The organism is Microbacterium sp. Z12_35 (assembly GCF_058310475.1).
Map to the genome: position 1 here is coordinate 1,071,909 of NZ_JBZEGJ010000001.1, position 15,685 is coordinate 1,087,593.

Consider the following 15,685-nt stretch of genomic DNA (forward strand, 5'->3'; position numbering starts at 1 on the left):
GCCGATGCACTTCCGGTGCCGGGTGTCGGCCGACGCAGTCAGGGTCAGCGTGCGAGGGCCTCGGCGATCGGGATGTCGCCCGAACCGAACCGCAGGAAGCGCCCGATGGTGCGATCCTCAGCGAGCGTGGCCGCGATCACCGCCGCCACGTCCGCCCGCGGCACCTCTCCGTCGCCCTCCGGGTCGATCTCGATCCGACCGGTCGGCGGGTCGAGCGTCAGCGTCCCGGGCCCGAGGATCGTCCAGTCCAGACCGCTCGCGCGCAGGTGGTCGTCGGCGGCGAGCTTGGCGTCGGCGTACGCGAAGAAGGAGTTCTCCGGATCCACACCGTGTCCCGGAGACGAGCCGATCCACGAGAGCATGACGTACCTGCGGACGCCCGCCGCCTTCGCCGCATCCATCGTCCGCATCGCCGCATCCCGGTCGACCGCGTACGTGCGCTCGGCAGTGCCGCCGCCCGCCCCGGCTGACCACACGATCGCGTCGAACCCCGCGAACGTCTCGCGCAGTTCACCCCCGTGGCTCTTCTCCATATCGAGCACGAGAGGCGTGGCGCCCCCGGCGGCGACCTCGTCCGCGTGGGCGGGATTGCGGATGACCGACGTCACCTCGTCGCCACGCGCTACCAGAAGCGGCGCGAGAAGCAGCGCGACCTTCCCATGGCCACCGAGAACCAGAACACGCATCAGTGTCTCCCTACCTTTTCGATGGACATGGCCAGGATCACCCGGTCGGCGCTGTCGGGCGGCGGCTGCTGGCCGGCGTTACCGTACCGGCGGCCCAGACGCACATAGAACGCTCCCGTCGGATCCGGGGTGACTTCCACCAACCGCCCCCGCACCTCGATGTAGCGGTGCGGATCGTCCGGGTCGAAGACCGCGAGGCTCATCGACGGGTTCGACTGCAGGTTGCGGAACTTCTGGCGCTGCGTGGTGTGAGTGAACAGGAGTCGGTCACCGTCCCACTCGAACCACATCGGGTTCACCTGCACCGTGCCATCCGGCCTCACGGTGCCCAGCGCTCCGTACAGCGGTTCTTCGAGCAAGTCGCGGAGGTCGTCGGGAATCGGCGCGTCGGTCACGAGTCCACGCTAGAGCCACGCGTAGGCAGGGAACGAGGGGTTGACGCGCGTCATGCGGATGCGGAAACCCGATCCGCCACGATCGCACGCGCGACAGCCCGCCCTGCACGGTTGGCTCCGATCGTCGAGGCTGACGGTCCGTACCCGATGAAGAACACCCGCGGGTCATCGAGAGAGCGCGAGTCGGCGACCCGGAATCCGCCCTGCGGTGTGCGGATGCGGAGCGGGGCGAGGTGTTCCAGCGCGGGGCGGAATCCGGTCGCCCAGAGGATGGCGTCGACCTCCAGGAACGTCCCGTCGGGCATGCGCACACCGTGCTCCTCGATGCGCGTGAACATGGGCAGCCGGTTGAGCACGCCGCGTTCGTGTGCACGGCGCGCCCACGGGGTCCACCGCATCCCCGTGACCGAGATGACGCTCCCCGGCGGTAGCCCCTGACGGACGCGTTCCTCCACGCCGGCAATGGCCGCGACACGGGCCGGGATGTCGAAGTCGTCCTCGATCCATTCGGGCTCGCGGCGGGTCATCCAGAAGGTCGTGGCCACGTGGGAGATCTCCTCGATCAGCTGCACAGCTGACACTCCGGCACCCACGACGATCACCCGCTGCCCGGCGAACTCGTCGGCGGACACGTAGTCGGCGGTGTGCACCTGGCGTCCGCGGAAGCTCTCCTGCCCGGGATAGTGCGGCCAGAAGGGCCGCGTCCAGGTGCCGGTGGCGTTGACGATGTAGCGCGCGGCCCACGTGCCCGAATCCGTCTCGACGAGCACCCGGCCCCGCGGATCGTCGTCGGCGGCGCGCACCGCGGTCACCCGGACGGGGCGCTGCACATCAAGACCGAACCGCTCCTCGTAGTCGGCGAAGTAGGGCGGAAGCACGTCCCGCGCTCGCGCGTTCGGGTCGGCGGGGGGCACTGGATACCCGGGGAGTTCATGGATGCCGTTGACCGTCGCCATCCGCAGCGACGCCCAGCGGTGCTGCCATGCGCCCCCCGGTGCGGCGTTGGCGTCGAGGACGACGAAGGTTGCGACGTCTTCCGGGTCTGCCCGCGTCACGGGCACATACCCCCGGTGGCGCAGGTGATACGCCGCGGAGAGACCGGCTTGGCCGGCGCCGAGCACGGCGACATCCACGTAACGCGGCCCTTCGGGATTCATGTTCATTCGAACGAATGCGCCGAGGCCGCTATTCCGCTGACACGTCACCGTCGACGTAGAGCCAGCGCCCCGCGCGTCGCGCGAAGCGGCTGCGCTCATGGAGGACACCCCGCTCGGCCCCGTTGCGCCAGAACGCACGGAACTCCACCGCCCCGTCGGACTCGGTCGCCGCCGGTGCGTCGACGATCTCCAGCCGCGTCCACTCCAGAGCGCCGTCGAGCTCCACGGACGCAGGACGGGTGCGCGGATGCCACGTCCGCTCCAGGTATGCGGCATCCCCGGAGCGAAAGGCGGTGTACCGCGACCTCATGAGCCGCTCGGGCGTGGGGGCCGGAGCACCGGCCAGCAGCGGCGCACAGCATGCCCCATAGGTGGCGCCGCTTCCGCACGGGCACGCATCGTCGCGGCGGGGCGCGGAGCCCGTGGTGCCGAAAGACATGCGGCCACCCTAGTCGGACGCCGTACCTTCCTCCCCCGCGGCCTCCGCGCACGGATTTCCCACAGGCTGCACCGCCGGCGGCGGCGGGAGTCCGCGGTATCCGTAGCGTGGCCGCAGCGCCGAGAAGGAGCAGCATGAGCGAACCGCAGAGTCCCCCACCGGGCGCCGTGCCCGGCACCGCGCCACCTCCTATGCCGGGGTATGTCCTCCGGCAGCCCTACCCGGGTGCGCCGCCGACATACGCGCCGGTGGCTGCCCCGACTCCGCCGCCCGCGGGCGGCAATCGCTCGGCCCTCTCCGTCACATCCCTCATCCTCGGCATCCTGTGCGTGGTGTTCGGCATCCTCCCGATCTTCGGCACCTCCTTCGTCGCGCCGCTCGTGGTGGTCACGCTGATCTTCGCGGTTATCGCGATCAGCCGGCGGCGCACGTCCCGCCGCCTCCCGGTCATCGCGCTGGTGCTCGCGCTGGTGGGGATCCTTTCCACGGTTTCCTGGTCGGTGCTGCGCTCCGGCTCGGGGATGTGGCCATGGGAATCGCGGCCCCCGTGGGCGGGGCCGAGCCCGCCCGACGCCCCGTTCGAGCCGGAGATCGAAGAGCCCGACCTGCCGCTGCCGCCGGAACTGGGGGTCGACGGCGCCGATGGGCGCGGCGCATCCCGCGACGATCCCCTCCCCTACGGCACAACGGTGACCATCGCCGACGAAACCACCGGCGCAGACGTGTGGGCGATAACGGTGGATGCTCCGGTCGACGCCACGACCGCCGCATCCGAGGCTTCCGACCCTCCGCCGGAGAATGGCGGGTACGTCGCACTCCCGGTCGAACTGACCAACCTCACCGACGTCGCGATCGACCCGGCACGTGAGTTCGACTACACGCTGTACGCGTGGCTGCTCACCGGGGAAGGAGGACGTGCCTCCCCGGCCTACCTGACCGCCGACGCAGGGTTCCCGACGATCTGGGATCTCCATGAGGTGTTGCCCGGCGAGTCGGTGGGATACTTCGAGGTCTTCGACGTGGCGCCGGGCGTCACCGGAACGGGATACCTCGTCCTCGAGTTCCCCGAGGGCGAGCAGGTGTAGTGGGGACCGACCGGGTGAGGCTCAGCGCCGTCACCGCTGCAACGGTCGACGGCATGGTCGCCGGAGTGGGGCCGGGCAGCGGGCCCGGGCGCGGCGGGGTCAGGAATCGATGCGGCGCGCGTTGTAGACGAGGACGTCGGCGTCGCCGTACTCGGCGAACACCGCGACGGCCTCCTCCCGACGGATGCCGCTGACGACCTGGATGCCGCGCCCCTCGAACTGGTCGGCCCAGTCCTCGACGACCGGTCCCTCGTCAAAGCCGCTGAGAGTCTCCAGCTCGGGGCCGTGACCCGCGACGACGAGCGACCGTACGCCGCTCCACATCGTCGCGCCGTAACACATGACGCACGGCCGCCAGTTGACCACGAGCTGCAGGTCGGCACCGGAGGCACCGAGGTCCCACCGACCCAGCGCCGTCTGCGCCAGCCCGATCGCGGTCACCTCCGCGTGCATGGAGCTGAGGCCGGAGCTCAGCACGACATTCACCGCCGCCGAGACGAGCCGGCCGCTTTCCGCCTCGACGACGATCGCGGCGAAGGGGCCCCCATTGCCGGCGCGCCAGTTGCGATCGGCCAGGTCATTGACCAGGTCCATGCGGTCCTCGAGGGACGGCAGAACCTCGGGAAGGTTGGGAAGATCCGCGATGAGCCAGTCGGGCAATGTGGCGGAGAAGGATGTTGCGAGCGTCATGGCCTCATCCTGTCGGATCGATGTTTCCTGCCTGCTACGCGGGATGTCGCGGAATCGCGCGACATTGTGGATAACGGGTGCGCTCGGCGAGCGCCGCTCCTAGCCTGGTGAAATGCTCGCCCGGGTCTGTCGCGCTGTCGCCGTCGCCGTGATCGTCGGCGCGGCCGTGACCGGATGCGTCGGCGCATCCGAGCCCCGCGAGTCCACGCCGGCACCGCTCAGCGACGAGGAGGCCTTCGCCGCGGCCGAGGAGACCTACCGGGCCTACGTCGACGCGCTCAACCAGGTGGATCTGGCCGACCCGGCCACCTTTGAGCCCGTCTACGCCCTGACTACCGGCGACGCTAACGCCTCTGCACGAGAGTCTTTCTCCCAGATGCATGCAGATGGCTGGACCGTGACGGGGGAAAGCAAATATCTGGCCTTCACACCCGTCAGCTATGACCGCAGCGGAGCGGTCTCGGTAGATGTCTGTCTCGATGTGTCCGACGTGGCCGTGACTAACGCCGAGGGAGAATCCGTTGTCTCGCCGGAACGGGCCGACCGTCAGCCCGCCCGTCTCACCTTTGCAGACCATGGCGCGGTTATCGCGGGCAGCGAGGCGATCGAGAGTGATCTATGCGCGCCTTGATAATGGCCGGGCTGGTCGCGGCGATGTTTGCACCGCCATCCAGCCATCAGTGCGGCCTCGAATCCGCGTGGACACACTGCAGCCCCTCGAACTCTGGCACGCAGATCGACATCGTCGGCGAGCGAGAACAACCCGGCCGCAACGGCGGCGGAGGCGGGAACGGCACCCGTGGCGGCGGTGGGGGTACGGGAGCGGGTGGCGACGATGCGCCCTCGAACGCGAGTCCCGCACGCGCCGACGGGTGCACCGAGATCTTCGGCTCGCGCGGCGATTCGTTCCTGGTCTGCCCGGCCGACGCGGATGAGGAGGAGGTGGCACCGGGAATCCCTCCGGTGACCGCGCGTGACCTGGCGAGCTTCGCGCCGGCTCGTCCGTCACTCGGCAGCGAGCCCGAGGGCGTGGGCGTTGTGGGGATGCCCGCGAACTTCGTGGCATCCGCGGCCCCGCAGACCATCGCAGGCACGCTCTTCGGGCGACCCGTCACGGTCCAGTTCACTCCATCCGCCTTCGTCTTCGATTACGGAGATGGGGCGACGGGCCGCTCGATGTCAGGCGGAGCATCCTGGCAGAACCTCGGCCAGGCGCAGTTCACGCCGACGCCGACGAGTCACTCCTACGGCGAGCGCGGCACCTACGACGTGTCGGTCACGATCGAGTACACCGCGGCCGTCGACTTCGGCACGGGCTCGTGGTTTCCCGTACGAGGCGTCGTCACCGCGACCACTGCCGGCTACCCCGTGGAGATCTTCGAAGTCCGAACGGCACTGGTCGATAAGACCTGCCTAGAGAACCCCTCCGGTCCCGGGTGCTGATTGCGCCCGCTTCTAGTCTTGCGGCGAGGCCGCCGACGCCGACGAGACCTGGCCCGACCCTTCCCGGCGCAGCCGCAGCGCGTTCCGCACGTAGGTGAAGGTGAGGATTCCGAACGTGAAGAGGATGGCGGCCCCGGCGAGGACCCCGAAGCCGTTCGTTCCCTCGACGATTCGCGAGACCAGGATCACCGCGCCGGCGGCGGCGGCGAAGGCGTAGAGAATCGCCATGCCGACGGCGCCTCGGAAGCTGGTGGTCATCATCGCGAACATGCCGTCACTGTATCGGCACAGATGGGGCCGACAGTAACCGGTCGAGTTGTCCTCGCGTGGGAGGATGTGCCCATGTCCGACCGGCTCATGTTGCTCGATACCGCGTCGCTGTACTTCCGCGCGTTCTACGGGGTTCCCGACACCGTCCGTGCACCCGACGGAACGCCGGTGAACGCCGTCCGCGGGCTCCTCGACATCATCGCGAAACTCGTCACCACCTACCATCCGACGCACCTGGTCGCGTGCTGGGACGACGACTGGCGTCCGCAGTGGCGGGTCGACCTCATCCCGAGCTACAAGACGCACCGGGTGGCCGAAGTCATCGTCGACGCGCCGGATGTGGAAGTGGTGCCCGACCCGCTGGAGGCCCAGATCCCCGTGATCCGCGAGTCCCTCGGCGTGCTGGGCATCCCGATCGCCGGGGCCGCCGAGCACGAGGCGGACGACGTCATCGGGACGCTGGCGACCCGTGCCACCCTTCCGGTCGACATCGTCACCGGCGACCGCGACCTGTTCCAGCTGATCGACGACGACCGCGACATCCGCGTCATCTACACCGCGCGCGGGATGAGCAACCTCGACGTGGTCACCGACACCACCCTCGTGGCCAAGTACGGGGTGCACGCATCGCAGTACGCCGACTTCGCCGCCCTCCGCGGCGACAGCTCCGATGGGCTGCCGGGCGTCGCCGGCATCGGCGAGAAGTCCGCCGCCACGCTCCTGGCCGCCCACGGTGATCTCGCCGGCATCGTCGCCGCAGCCGAAGCCGGCGAAGGGATGACCGCGGGTCAGCGCGCGAAGATGCTGGCGGGTGCCGCCTATCTGGCCGTCGCACCGACGGTCGTCGAGGTCGTACGCGACCTGGACCTGCCCGCGATCGACGACCGGCTCCCCGCTGTCGACGACGCACGGCGGGCCGCGGCCGAGGCCCTCGCGCAGCAATGGAATCTCGGTTCCTCCATGTCCCGCGCCCTGGACGCCCTCGCCTAGCCGCAAACCCGCACGTCGCGGCCCCGGAGGGACCATGGCGTACTCCTCGGGGAGTACGCGGACGGCCTCCCCCGCTGCGACGTGGCCCAGCGCCCCGCGGCGTAGCATCATGCGCATGCGGAGCGACGCCGGCGGGGACGAACCCCGCTTCGGCCCCTCGTCCTCCCTGGTCCTGACCGTTCCGGCAGTCATCGCGTTCTTCGTTCAGGTGCCGGCGAGCATCGCGACATCGGTGTGGTCGCGCGTTCCCCCGCTCCTCGCGGCCGTGTCGGTCGGGATCGCCATCGCGGCGGCCGTTGCGCTTCTGGGCGCCCGTCGCTGGCCCGGCCCGACCGTGGCCGTCGTCAGCGCGCTCACACTCGCCGCGGTACTGCTGCCACCCGACGGCGGACCACCCATCATCGCCATCGCCTTCGCGATCATCGGCGCGGTGGCCCGCGGTGCACGGCTCTGGGCGATCCTCTCCGTCGGCATCGCCTGGACCGCCGCCGTCGTGGCTGCGGGCTTCCAGGATGTGACGCCTTTCCCCGAGGGGTCGGTCTTCGGGGGCGTCCCGTGGCATCCGTTCCGCATCGCCCTGACGACCCTCGGGCTCATCGCCTGCTTCGCCATCGGCGAGGCGATCCGCACACGAGTCGCGTCGTCAGAGGCCCGGCGCCGTCAACTGGCCGAGCGGCAGCGCGCCGTCGAGCAGGAAGAGCGGGCTCGCATCGCCCGTGAACTGCACGATGTGCTTGCCCACTCGCTCAGTCAGATCGCCGTCCAGTCCGGTGTGGGTCTGCATCTGTTCGATCGCGAACCCGAGAAGGCGCGCGAGGCGCTGGCGAGCATCCGCGAGCTCAGCGCGACGGGGCTCGACGAGGTCCGCGGGGTACTCGGGTTCCTGCGCGGCGACGAACGCGTCCCGACCGCCCCGCTCACCCCACAGCCCCAGCTCGCCGATCTGCCCGCGCTGGTGGCTGCCCGCAGCGGCCTCGGGCTCGCTGTCACGCTCGACGATCGCACGGGCGAGGATGCTCCGCCCAGCGCCGTGCAGACCACCGCCTACCGAATCGCACAGGAAGCGCTCACCAACGTCGTCCGCCACTCATCCGCTTCCTCCGGGACGGTCACTGTGACCCGGGATGGCGCCGACCTGGTCATACAGGTGATCGATGACGGCACCGGGATGCCTCCCGGTCGCGCGCCGGGCGGCGGCATCCGCGGCATGCGAGAACGCGCCGAACTCGCCGGCGGCACGGTCGAGATCGGAACGCGGAGCGGCCGGGGCACCGAGGTCATCGCGCGTCTTCCGTGGGAAGGACCCCGATGATCCGCGTCGCGCTCGCCGACGACCACCAGCTCGTCCGGGCGGGGTTCCGCGCCCTGCTGGAGTCCGAACCCGACATCGAGGTGGTCGCCGAAGCCTCGGGCGGGCAGGACCTCCTCGCCGCTCTGCGCAACCAGCCGGTGGATGTCGCGCTTTTGGACATCCGTATGCCCGACGGCGACGGACTGTGGACGACCGAACAGATCGCCGCTGATCCGGCCCTCTCCGCCATCCGAGTGGTCATCGTGACCACCTTCGAGCTGGACGAATACGTAGCACGCGCCATCCGCGCCGGCGCAAGCGGTTTCCTCGTCAAAGACACCGAGCCGACCGACCTCATCCGCGCTGTGCGGGTCGTCGCCGCCGGGGATGCGCTCCTGTCGCCGGGCATCACCCGGCGGCTCCTCGAACTCGCGGCCGGGGGCTTGCGGGTGAACCCCGACCCGGGAGTGCTCCGCGGGCTCACCGACCGCGAACGCGAGGTTCTGCGGCTGGTCGCCCACGGCCTGACCAACGACGAGATCGCCGCAGAACTGTTCCTTTCCCCGCTGACGGCGAAGACTCATGTCTCGCGCATCATGCAGAAAGTGCAGGCGCGCGATCGCGTGCAGCTGGTGGTGCTCGCCTACGAGTCCGGCCTCATCACCCCGGGCTGGTCGTAGGGCCTCACCCCGACCGATCGGGTACTCCGCCGAGAGCACCGCGGATGACTCCCCCGGCCGGATTCGCCGACCGCGCGGGCGGAGTGGACTCGGAGCATCCGGTCGCGGACCCGCCGCGCCCGGACGGAAGGACGAAATGTCAGTCACGCTTGCGGCAGTCGCCGCACATTCCCCCGCGTGGGGCGGCGGTGCCTGGGGCGGTCCGGGCCCCGGCCTGTGGTTCCTCCTGATCCCGCTGTTCTGGGTCGCGGTCATCGCGGTGTTCTTCGCGGTGTTCGGCCGCCGTTGGCGTCGCGCGGCTGCCCAGAACGGCTACGGCCCGCACGGGCGGCTCAGCCCCGCACGGCAGGCGGAGGCCACCCTCGCCCAGCGATTCGCGAAGGGCGACATCGACGAGACGGAGTACCGCGCCCGACTCGAGGTCATTCGCACGAACGCTCTCTGACGCCGTGTCGGTCGCGCCGTCCTCAGCGGGCGGCGCGACGCACCGCGCTGAACGCCGCGGCCAAGAGGACGGTGTAGACGGCGGATGCTCCGATCAGCAGCGTCAGCGCGCTTGCCCAGTCGCCGGAGGTCTCGTGCAGGGCACCGAGCACGGGGCCCGCGAGGGCGCCGATCGCGTAGCCGCCTCCTTGGACGAAGGCCGACATGCCCGCCGCCTCCGCATCCGTGCGTGCCGCCTGAACGAGCACGCTGAAGACGGCGACGAACCCGCCCGAGTGTCCGATCGCACCAATTGCCAGCCACAGCAGCATGAGCGATGGCGCCGTGAGGGCTCCGACGGTCAGCGTGATCCAGCTGCCGCTGATCACCACGACCGTCACCCACGGTGGGGCGACGCGGGTGAGCAGTGGCACGACGAACGCGCCGATGATGCCCGCGCCTTGGAAGACCGATGCCAAGGCACCTGCCGCGGTGCGGTCCAGCGCCAGCACGTCGCCGGTGAGCACCGGCAGCCACGTCGTGAATCCGAAGTAGATGAACGTCTGGCAGGCGAAAGTCGCCAGGAGGAGCCACGGCACCGGCCGGCGCAGGAAGGATCCGCCGTGCGCCGAGATGACGGGCATGGGACCGGTGAGGGTCCGCGGGTCGATGTCGTTCGACGCCGCCGGCGTGCGCGTGGGCGGCTCGCCGGAGTACCGCTCGTCGGCATCGACGCCGGCGCGGCGCCAGCGCACGAGGTGCGTGCTCCACAGTGCGATGCCGGCGACCGCCAGCACCGACCAGAGGAGGAGCGCGACCGGCCATCCGCCGAGCGCTGCCAACGGCGCGGTGAGGAGCGATGTCAGAAGCGACCCGGCGTTGAGCATCGCGACGTAGGCGGCGGTGACGAGGCTCACCCGGTCCGGCGGAACGTCGCGCCGGATGATCACCGGGATCACCACATTGCCGACCGTGATGGCCGCACCGATCACGATCGTCCCGGCCAGCATCCATCCGAATCCGGGGAGAGCGCGAACGACGGTACCGGCGAGCACGCCCACCAGCGAGATCAGCAGCGCGAGCTCCGGACCGGAGCGGCGGATGACGTACGCCGCGACCGGCGTCAGGATCGCGAACATGAGCACCGGCGCCGTCGTGAGGAGCGCCACCGTGGTGGCACCCAGCCCGAGGTCGTGCTCGATGTCGCGGAGCACCGGGGTCGGCGCGACGATCGGGCCGCGGAGACTCAACGCGGCCACCAGGACGCCGGAGATGAGCAGCCACGGGAGAGCCCTGCCCCCGGCGGAACCACGCGGGGAGGTCATCGTCCCAGTGTAGAAGCGGGTCAGCGGCTCCGGCCGAGCCAATCTCGGAGCTTATCCAGCGGCCAGGTGGTGACGATCCGGTCGGCCGGGATGCCGGCGGCCTCCGCTCGCGCGGCGCCATAATCCAGCAGCGACAGCTGCCCAGGCGCGTGCGCGTCGGAATCGATGGAGAAAAGGCAGCCCTTCTCCAGGGCGATCGCGATCAGCTCGTCCGGCGGATCCTGGCGCTCGGGACGGGAGTTGATCTCGACCGCCACGCCGTGGGCGGCGCACGCCTCGAACACCGCGTGCGGGTCGAGCGACGACGGCGGGCGGGTCCCGCGCGCCCCCTCCACGAGTCGCCCCGTGACGTGCCCGAGGACGTCGGTGTGCCGATCGGAGACCGCCGCCACGAGCCTACGCGTCATGGGCGCGCGTTCCATCCGCAGCAGGGAGTGGGCCGAGGCGACGACCACGTCCAGTTCGTCCAGCAGTGCGTCCTCCTGATCGAGCGCCCCGTCTTCGAGGATGTCGACCTCGATGCCGGCAAGGAGGGTGAAGCCCTCCCCGCTCATCCCCGCCACGACCTTCAGCTGCTCGCGCAGGCGCTCCGGCGACAATCCGTTCGCCACCCGCAGGCGGGGAGAGTGGTCGGTGAGCGCCAGGTATTCGTGGCCGAGGCGCCGCGCCGCATCCACCATCGCCTCGATCGGGGTGAGCCCGTCACTCCAATCGCTGTGACTGTGCAGGTCACCGCGGAGCGCGGCGCGAAGCTCCGACGGCCCGGCGATGCCGGCCTTCTCGCGCAGCGAAGCCAGGTACTCCGGCACGTCGCCGGCGAGGGCCTGCTGGATCACGGCGAACGTCGAGTCTCCGATGCCCTTCCGCCGTCTCAGCCCGGGGTCGCGCAGCTGCGCGTCATCCAGGCCCGCGATCGCATCGGCCGCTGAGCGGAAGGCCTTCGACTTGTAGCGGCTGGACCGTTCCCGCTCGAGGAGATAGGCGATCTCGGTGAGGGCGTCGAGCGGGTCCATGTCTCAGCCCGCCAGCTCCTGGGTGGTGGTGGCCCATGCATCCAGCTTCGCGGCGGCACGCCCATCGTCGATGGCGGCGGAAGCCTCCGCCAACGCTTCGGCGAGCCGCTCCACGATCGGCCGCTGCACCTCGGTGGAATCACGGAAGAGCCGATACGCCACGATTCCGGCCGCCGCGTTGAGGAGCACGATGTCGCGCACCGGCCCCCTGTCGCCCGCGAGTACGCGTCGCACCACCTCGGCGTTGTGCTGCGGGTCACCGCCCAGCAGGTCGTCGATGTCGGCCAGGGGAATGCCGAGATCCCGCGGGTCGAGGTCGTGCTCGTGCACGTCGCCGAGGCTGATCTCCCACACCCGGCTGTGCCCCGTCGTGGTCAGCTCGTCCAAGCCGTCGTCGCCGCGGAACACCAGCGCCGTGGCTCCGCGGGTGCGGAAGACCCCGGTGATCAGCGGCACGCGGTCGAGGTGCGCGACTCCCACGGCGTTGGCCTCGGCGCGCGCGGGGTTGCACAGGGGCCCCAGGAAATTGAAGACGGTCGGCACCCCGAGCTCCACACGCGTCGGGCCCGCGTGCCGGAATCCCGGATGGAACGCCGCGGCGAAAGCGAACGTGATGCCCGTACGGGCCAGGGTCTCGGCGACGGCCTCGGGACTGAGTGTGAGATCGATTCCCAGTGCCGAGAGCACGTCGGAAGAGCCCGAAGAGGAGCTCGCCGCGCGGTTGCCGTGTTTCACCACGGGGACGCCGGATGCGGCGGCCACGATGGCAGCCATGCTCGAGACGTTCACCGTCCCGTAGCGGTCGCCGCCCGTTCCGACGATGTCGAGGACCTCCGCGGGAACCGGGAGGGGCAGGGCTGCTTCCAGGATGGCGTCGCGGAATCCCACGATCTCATCCACCGTCTCGCCCTTGGCCCGCAGAGCAACGAGGAACCCGGCCAGCTGCGACGGGGTCGCCTCCCCCTGCATGATCCGGCGCATCGCCCAGGTGGACTCCGACACGCTGAGGTCGTTCCCGCCGAGAAGACTCGTGAGGATTTCAGGCCACGCATACCGCTCCACCATGCAGCGATCTTATCGGCGGGCTGTTGCGCGGCCCGCCCGCGGTCTCACCGGGAACGCGGGGCGAACTCCCGGCCGTTTTTTAGGCTTCCCTTATCTCGGCACCAGGTGTACTGGGCATCTCAGTGCCAAAACCTGAGCGGGGAATCGGCCATAATGGGTGGTGTGACGACGCCAGCGACATACCCCCAGGCACTCAGGTCCGTGAAACGGCCGGACCCGGTCGCGGTCGGGACCATCGTCTGGCTCGGCAGCGAAGTGATGTTCTTCGCCGGGCTCTTCGCGATCTACTTCACGCTGCGCAGCACCTCGCCGGACCTGTGGGCCGAAGAGACGCAGCTGCTGAACGTCCCGTACGCGCTGGTCAACACGATCATCCTCGTGCTGTCGTCCGTGACCTGCCAGATGGGTGTCTTCGCCGCCGAGCGTTACCAGCCGTACCGCACGGGCGCGAGCCCGCTGCGGTGGGGAATGGTCGAGTGGTTCTATCTCACCTTCGCCCTGGGCGCCATCTTCGTCTCGGGTCAGGTCTGGGAGTACGCCCAGCTGGTCGCGGAGGGCATGCCGATCACGGCCAACCCGTACGCGTCGGCCTTCTACATCACGACCGGCTTCCACGCACTTCACGTCACCGGCGGGCTGATCGCCTTCCTCTTCGTGATCGGACGTGCGTACGCGGTCAAGAACTTCGGGCGCAAGGAGATGACCACCTCCATCGTCGTGTCGTACTACTGGCACTTCGTCGACGTGGTCTGGATCGCCCTGTTCCTCGTCATCTACTTCCTGAAATAGAGCGGAGCTCCACCTCGACATGGCACGTGAGAAGAAGCAACGCTCGAACGGCCGCCGCAGCCCACTGGCAGCCGCTGCCCTGATCGGCATCGGCCTGCTGGTCACCGGCGGTCTGTACGCCGGTGCGACCGCGGCGATCGCCGCCACCGAAGACGATTCCGCCACCGCATCCACCCTGACGGTGGATGACGGCAAGAAGCTTTTCCAGGCCAACTGCGCCACCTGCCACGGCATGGACCTCGAGGGGTCGGAGAACGGCCCCTCGCTGTATGGCGTCGGCGAGCTGTCGGTGCACTTCCAGGTCTCCACAGGCCGCATGCCGCTGCAGGCGCAGGCCCCGCAGGCCCCGCAGAAGCCGGTGCAGTTCACGGACGACCAGATCGCCGCGATGGCCGCCTACGTGCAGTCCAGCGCGCCCGGACCGACCTTCCCCGATGAGGAGGTGCTGGACGGAGAGGGTGACGTCGCCGAAGGCGCCGAGCTGTTCCGCATCAACTGCGCGATGTGCCACAACGTCGCCGGTGCCGGTGGCGCACTGACCGAAGGCAAGTACGCCCCCGGTCTGCACACCACCAGCGAGCTGAACATGTACGCGGCCATGGTCACCGGACCGCAGAACATGCCGGTGTTCAACGACCTGAACCTCACCCTCGAGGACAAGCGCGACATCATCTCCTACCTGGTGTTCTTGCAGGAGAACGATTCGCCCGGCGGTTACGCGCTCGGTTCGCTCGGACCGGTCGCTGAAGGGTTGTTCATCTGGATCTTCGGTATCGGCGCACTCATCGCGCTGACCGTGTGGATCACGGCGAAGTCCAACTGATAGTCGCCTTAACGGCATTCCGGAACGTACGAGGAGCAGCATGGCACACGAGGACAACGCGCTCGAGCACGAGAGGGCTTCCTGGAAGCCTTCTTCGGGGCTCGCGGTCGCGGTGACGGACCCCGTGAGGAATCCTGAGCTCCCACCGCACCGCGCGCGCATGACCGATAAGGACCCGAAGGCGATGCGCCGCGCGGTCCGCACCGTCTACACGCTGTTCTACCTCTCGGTGGCCGCGAGCATCTGGGCCATCGCGGCCTACATGCTCTTCCCCATCGAGTCAGGCTCGCTCCTGGACATCCGCTACAACAACCTCTTCATCGGGCTCGGCATCGGCCTCGCGCTGCTGGCGATCGGCCTCGGAGCCATTCACTGGTCCAAGGCCGTGATGTCCGACAAGGAGTACATCGAGCCCCGCCACGCCACGCGCGGCCGCGACAGCACACGCTCGGCTGCCGTGCAGGTCTTCGTCGACGCGAACGAGGAGTCCGGCTTCGGGCGCCGCACGATGATCCGGAACTCGCTGTTCGCCGCGCTGGCGGCGTCGATCCTCCCGGGGATCACGCTCTTCCGTGGACTGGCGCCGGAGAACTCCCCGGAGCACCCGCATGCCGGCGACCCGGTGTACCTCCTCAGCCACACGATGTGGAAGGAAGGCTCTCGCCTCGCACAGGATCCGTCCGGTCGCCCCATCCGGGCCTCCGAGGTGACCCTGGGCTCCGCATTCCACGTCATTCCGGAAGAGCTCGCCGGTGTCAGCCACCACGACGGCTACCTGGAAGAGAAGGCCAAGGCCATCGTCCTGCTGATGCGCCTCCTGCCCGAAGATCTTCACGAATCCGAGGACAAGAAGGACTGGTCCTACGACGGCATCGTCGCCTACTCCAAGGTGTGCACGCACGTCGGATGCCCCGTCGCCCTGTACGAACAGCACACTCACCACCTTCTCTGCCCCTGCCACCAGTCGCAGTTCGACGTCGCCAACGGCGCGGCCGTCATCTTCGGCCCGGCCGCCCGTCCCCTGCCGCAGCTTCCGATCACGGTCGACGACGAGGGTTACCTCGTCGCCCGCAGTGACTTCCATGAGCCCGTCGGCCCCAGCTTCTGGGAGCGCCATTGAG

Annotated in this window: 19 protein-coding genes; 10 read left to right on the forward strand and 9 right to left on the reverse strand. The window is 69.5% G+C overall.

From position 1 onward, the window contains the following. Positions 1 to 44: 44 nt before the first annotated feature. The 4 genes from AC4FS1_RS05345 to AC4FS1_RS05360 are packed head-to-tail and all read right to left on the reverse strand — an operon-like array spanning position 45 to position 2,677. The gene (locus tag AC4FS1_RS05345; protein WP_491155644.1) at positions 45 to 689 is read right to left on the reverse strand and encodes an SDR family oxidoreductase; all 645 of its coding nucleotides are present in this window, start codon (positions 687 to 689) and stop codon (positions 45 to 47) included. Continuing rightward, the gene (locus AC4FS1_RS05350) at positions 686 to 1,081 is read right to left on the reverse strand and encodes a PPOX class F420-dependent oxidoreductase (protein ID WP_491153222.1); all 396 of its coding nucleotides are present in this window, start codon (positions 1,079 to 1,081) and stop codon (positions 686 to 688) included. The genes AC4FS1_RS05345 and AC4FS1_RS05350 overlap by 4 nt, the downstream gene beginning before the upstream one ends. A gap of 50 nt (positions 1,082 to 1,131) precedes the next feature. Next, positions 1,132 to 2,238 carry an FAD-dependent oxidoreductase gene (locus tag AC4FS1_RS05355; protein ID WP_491153223.1) on the reverse strand — a complete coding sequence of 369 codons (1,107 nt, stop codon included), beginning with the start codon at positions 2,236 to 2,238 and terminating at the stop codon, positions 1,132 to 1,134. 28 nt (positions 2,239 to 2,266) lie between these two features. Beyond that, a complete protein-coding gene (locus tag AC4FS1_RS05360) occupies positions 2,267 to 2,677 on the reverse strand; it encodes a YchJ family protein (protein ID WP_491153224.1) in 411 nt (136 codons plus the stop codon). Positions 2,678 to 2,811: 134 nt separating this feature from the next. On the opposite strand from AC4FS1_RS05360, the gene AC4FS1_RS05365 reads away from it, so the two are divergent. Beyond that, on the forward strand, positions 2,812 to 3,762 hold the full coding sequence (locus AC4FS1_RS05365) for a CD20-like domain-containing protein (RefSeq protein ID WP_491153225.1): 951 nt from the start codon (positions 2,812 to 2,814) through the stop codon (positions 3,760 to 3,762). Between the two features lie 99 nt (positions 3,763 to 3,861). Here AC4FS1_RS05365 and AC4FS1_RS05370 read toward each other — a convergent pair whose 3' ends face one another. After that, positions 3,862 to 4,452 (reverse strand): nucleoside deaminase, encoded by a 591-nt coding sequence (locus tag AC4FS1_RS05370; RefSeq protein WP_491153226.1) that lies wholly within the window; start codon positions 4,450 to 4,452, stop codon positions 3,862 to 3,864. A 112-nt stretch (positions 4,453 to 4,564) separates the two neighbouring features. Between AC4FS1_RS05370 and AC4FS1_RS05375 the strand changes: the two genes are divergently transcribed. Together AC4FS1_RS05375 and AC4FS1_RS05380 are read left to right on the forward strand one after the other, a co-directional pair. Beyond that, complete coding sequence (locus AC4FS1_RS05375) at positions 4,565 to 5,083, forward strand: hypothetical protein (RefSeq protein ID WP_491153227.1); 519 nt, start codon at positions 4,565 to 4,567, stop codon at positions 5,081 to 5,083. After that, positions 5,071 to 5,895, forward strand: a complete 825-nt coding sequence (locus tag AC4FS1_RS05380) for a hypothetical protein (protein WP_491153228.1) — start codon at positions 5,071 to 5,073, stop codon at positions 5,893 to 5,895. The genes AC4FS1_RS05375 and AC4FS1_RS05380 overlap by 13 nt, the downstream gene beginning before the upstream one ends. A 12-nt stretch (positions 5,896 to 5,907) precedes the next feature. Here AC4FS1_RS05380 and AC4FS1_RS05385 read toward each other — a convergent pair whose 3' ends face one another. Further along, positions 5,908 to 6,165 (reverse strand): hypothetical protein, encoded by a 258-nt coding sequence (locus tag AC4FS1_RS05385; protein ID WP_491153229.1) that lies wholly within the window; start codon positions 6,163 to 6,165, stop codon positions 5,908 to 5,910. Between the two features lie 72 nt (positions 6,166 to 6,237). On the opposite strand from AC4FS1_RS05385, the gene AC4FS1_RS05390 reads away from it, so the two are divergent. The 4 genes from AC4FS1_RS05390 (at position 6,238) to AC4FS1_RS05405 (ending at position 9,571) form a co-directional block, all read left to right on the forward strand. Next, positions 6,238 to 7,155: a 5'-3' exonuclease gene (locus AC4FS1_RS05390; RefSeq protein WP_491153230.1), complete on the forward strand. Its 918-nt coding sequence runs from the start codon at positions 6,238 to 6,240 to the stop codon at positions 7,153 to 7,155. Between the two features lie 115 nt (positions 7,156 to 7,270). Continuing rightward, the gene (locus AC4FS1_RS05395; RefSeq protein ID WP_491153231.1) at positions 7,271 to 8,467 is read left to right on the forward strand and encodes a sensor histidine kinase; all 1,197 of its coding nucleotides are present in this window, start codon (positions 7,271 to 7,273) and stop codon (positions 8,465 to 8,467) included. Beyond that, positions 8,464 to 9,126 (forward strand): response regulator, encoded by a 663-nt coding sequence (locus AC4FS1_RS05400; RefSeq protein WP_491153232.1) that lies wholly within the window; start codon positions 8,464 to 8,466, stop codon positions 9,124 to 9,126. Before AC4FS1_RS05395 ends, AC4FS1_RS05400 begins: the two co-directional genes overlap by 4 nt. A 136-nt stretch (positions 9,127 to 9,262) precedes the next feature. Beyond that, positions 9,263 to 9,571 (forward strand): SHOCT domain-containing protein, encoded by a 309-nt coding sequence (locus AC4FS1_RS05405; RefSeq protein WP_491153233.1) that lies wholly within the window; start codon positions 9,263 to 9,265, stop codon positions 9,569 to 9,571. Positions 9,572 to 9,593: 22 nt separating this feature from the next. Here AC4FS1_RS05405 and AC4FS1_RS05410 read toward each other — a convergent pair whose 3' ends face one another. The 3 genes from AC4FS1_RS05410 to trpD are packed head-to-tail and all read right to left on the reverse strand — an operon-like array spanning position 9,594 to position 12,952. After that, on the reverse strand, positions 9,594 to 10,874 hold the full coding sequence (locus AC4FS1_RS05410) for an MFS transporter (RefSeq protein ID WP_491153234.1): 1,281 nt from the start codon (positions 10,872 to 10,874) through the stop codon (positions 9,594 to 9,596). A gap of 20 nt (positions 10,875 to 10,894) precedes the next feature. Further along, a complete protein-coding gene (locus AC4FS1_RS05415) occupies positions 10,895 to 11,887 on the reverse strand; it encodes a PHP domain-containing protein (RefSeq protein WP_491153235.1) in 993 nt (330 codons plus the stop codon). A gap of 3 nt (positions 11,888 to 11,890) precedes the next feature. Beyond that, positions 11,891 to 12,952: an anthranilate phosphoribosyltransferase gene (gene trpD / locus AC4FS1_RS05420; protein ID WP_491153236.1), complete on the reverse strand. Its 1,062-nt coding sequence runs from the start codon at positions 12,950 to 12,952 to the stop codon at positions 11,891 to 11,893. A 153-nt stretch (positions 12,953 to 13,105) separates the two neighbouring features. Here trpD and ctaE point away from each other — a divergent pair, with 153 nt between their 5' ends. The 3 genes from ctaE to qcrA are packed head-to-tail and all read left to right on the forward strand — an operon-like array spanning position 13,106 to position 15,684. Continuing rightward, positions 13,106 to 13,741 carry an aa3-type cytochrome oxidase subunit III gene (ctaE, locus tag AC4FS1_RS05425; RefSeq protein WP_491153237.1) on the forward strand — a complete coding sequence of 212 codons (636 nt, stop codon included), beginning with the start codon at positions 13,106 to 13,108 and terminating at the stop codon, positions 13,739 to 13,741. Between the two features lie 19 nt (positions 13,742 to 13,760). Further along, positions 13,761 to 14,564, forward strand: coding sequence for a cytochrome bc1 complex diheme cytochrome c subunit (gene qcrC / locus AC4FS1_RS05430; RefSeq protein WP_491153238.1), 804 nt, complete (start codon positions 13,761 to 13,763; stop codon positions 14,562 to 14,564). A gap of 40 nt (positions 14,565 to 14,604) precedes the next feature. Next, entirely contained in the window at positions 14,605 to 15,684 is a 1,080-nt protein-coding gene (qcrA, locus tag AC4FS1_RS05435) for a cytochrome bc1 complex Rieske iron-sulfur subunit (RefSeq protein WP_491153239.1), read from the forward strand. Position 15,685 lies beyond the last annotated feature (1 nt).

Coding starts and splice junctions, on each gene's coding strand:
- AC4FS1_RS05355 (WP_491153223.1), bottom strand. CDS start 2,238: ATGAATCCCGAAGGGCCGCGTTACGTGGATGTCGCCGTGCTCGGCGCC.
- AC4FS1_RS05360 (WP_491153224.1), bottom strand. CDS start 2,677: ATGTCTTTCGGCACCACGGGCTCCGCGCCCCGCCGCGACGATGCGTGC.
- AC4FS1_RS05365 (WP_491153225.1), top strand. CDS start 2,812: ATGAGCGAACCGCAGAGTCCCCCACCGGGCGCCGTGCCCGGCACCGCG.
- AC4FS1_RS05370 (WP_491153226.1), bottom strand. CDS start 4,452: ATGACGCTCGCAACATCCTTCTCCGCCACATTGCCCGACTGGCTCATC.
- AC4FS1_RS05375 (WP_491153227.1), top strand. CDS start 4,565: ATGCTCGCCCGGGTCTGTCGCGCTGTCGCCGTCGCCGTGATCGTCGGC.
- AC4FS1_RS05380 (WP_491153228.1), top strand. CDS start 5,071: ATGCGCGCCTTGATAATGGCCGGGCTGGTCGCGGCGATGTTTGCACCG.
- AC4FS1_RS05385 (WP_491153229.1), bottom strand. CDS start 6,165: ATGTTCGCGATGATGACCACCAGCTTCCGAGGCGCCGTCGGCATGGCG.
- AC4FS1_RS05390 (WP_491153230.1), top strand. CDS start 6,238: ATGTCCGACCGGCTCATGTTGCTCGATACCGCGTCGCTGTACTTCCGC.
- AC4FS1_RS05395 (WP_491153231.1), top strand. CDS start 7,271: ATGCGGAGCGACGCCGGCGGGGACGAACCCCGCTTCGGCCCCTCGTCC.
- AC4FS1_RS05400 (WP_491153232.1), top strand. CDS start 8,464: ATGATCCGCGTCGCGCTCGCCGACGACCACCAGCTCGTCCGGGCGGGG.
- AC4FS1_RS05405 (WP_491153233.1), top strand. CDS start 9,263: ATGTCAGTCACGCTTGCGGCAGTCGCCGCACATTCCCCCGCGTGGGGC.
- AC4FS1_RS05410 (WP_491153234.1), bottom strand. CDS start 10,874: ATGACCTCCCCGCGTGGTTCCGCCGGGGGCAGGGCTCTCCCGTGGCTG.
- AC4FS1_RS05415 (WP_491153235.1), bottom strand. CDS start 11,887: ATGGACCCGCTCGACGCCCTCACCGAGATCGCCTATCTCCTCGAGCGG.
- trpD (WP_491153236.1), bottom strand. CDS start 12,952: ATGGTGGAGCGGTATGCGTGGCCTGAAATCCTCACGAGTCTTCTCGGC.
- ctaE (WP_491153237.1), top strand. CDS start 13,106: ATGGGTGGTGTGACGACGCCAGCGACATACCCCCAGGCACTCAGGTCC.
- qcrC (WP_491153238.1), top strand. CDS start 13,761: ATGGCACGTGAGAAGAAGCAACGCTCGAACGGCCGCCGCAGCCCACTG.
- qcrA (WP_491153239.1), top strand. CDS start 14,605: ATGGCACACGAGGACAACGCGCTCGAGCACGAGAGGGCTTCCTGGAAG.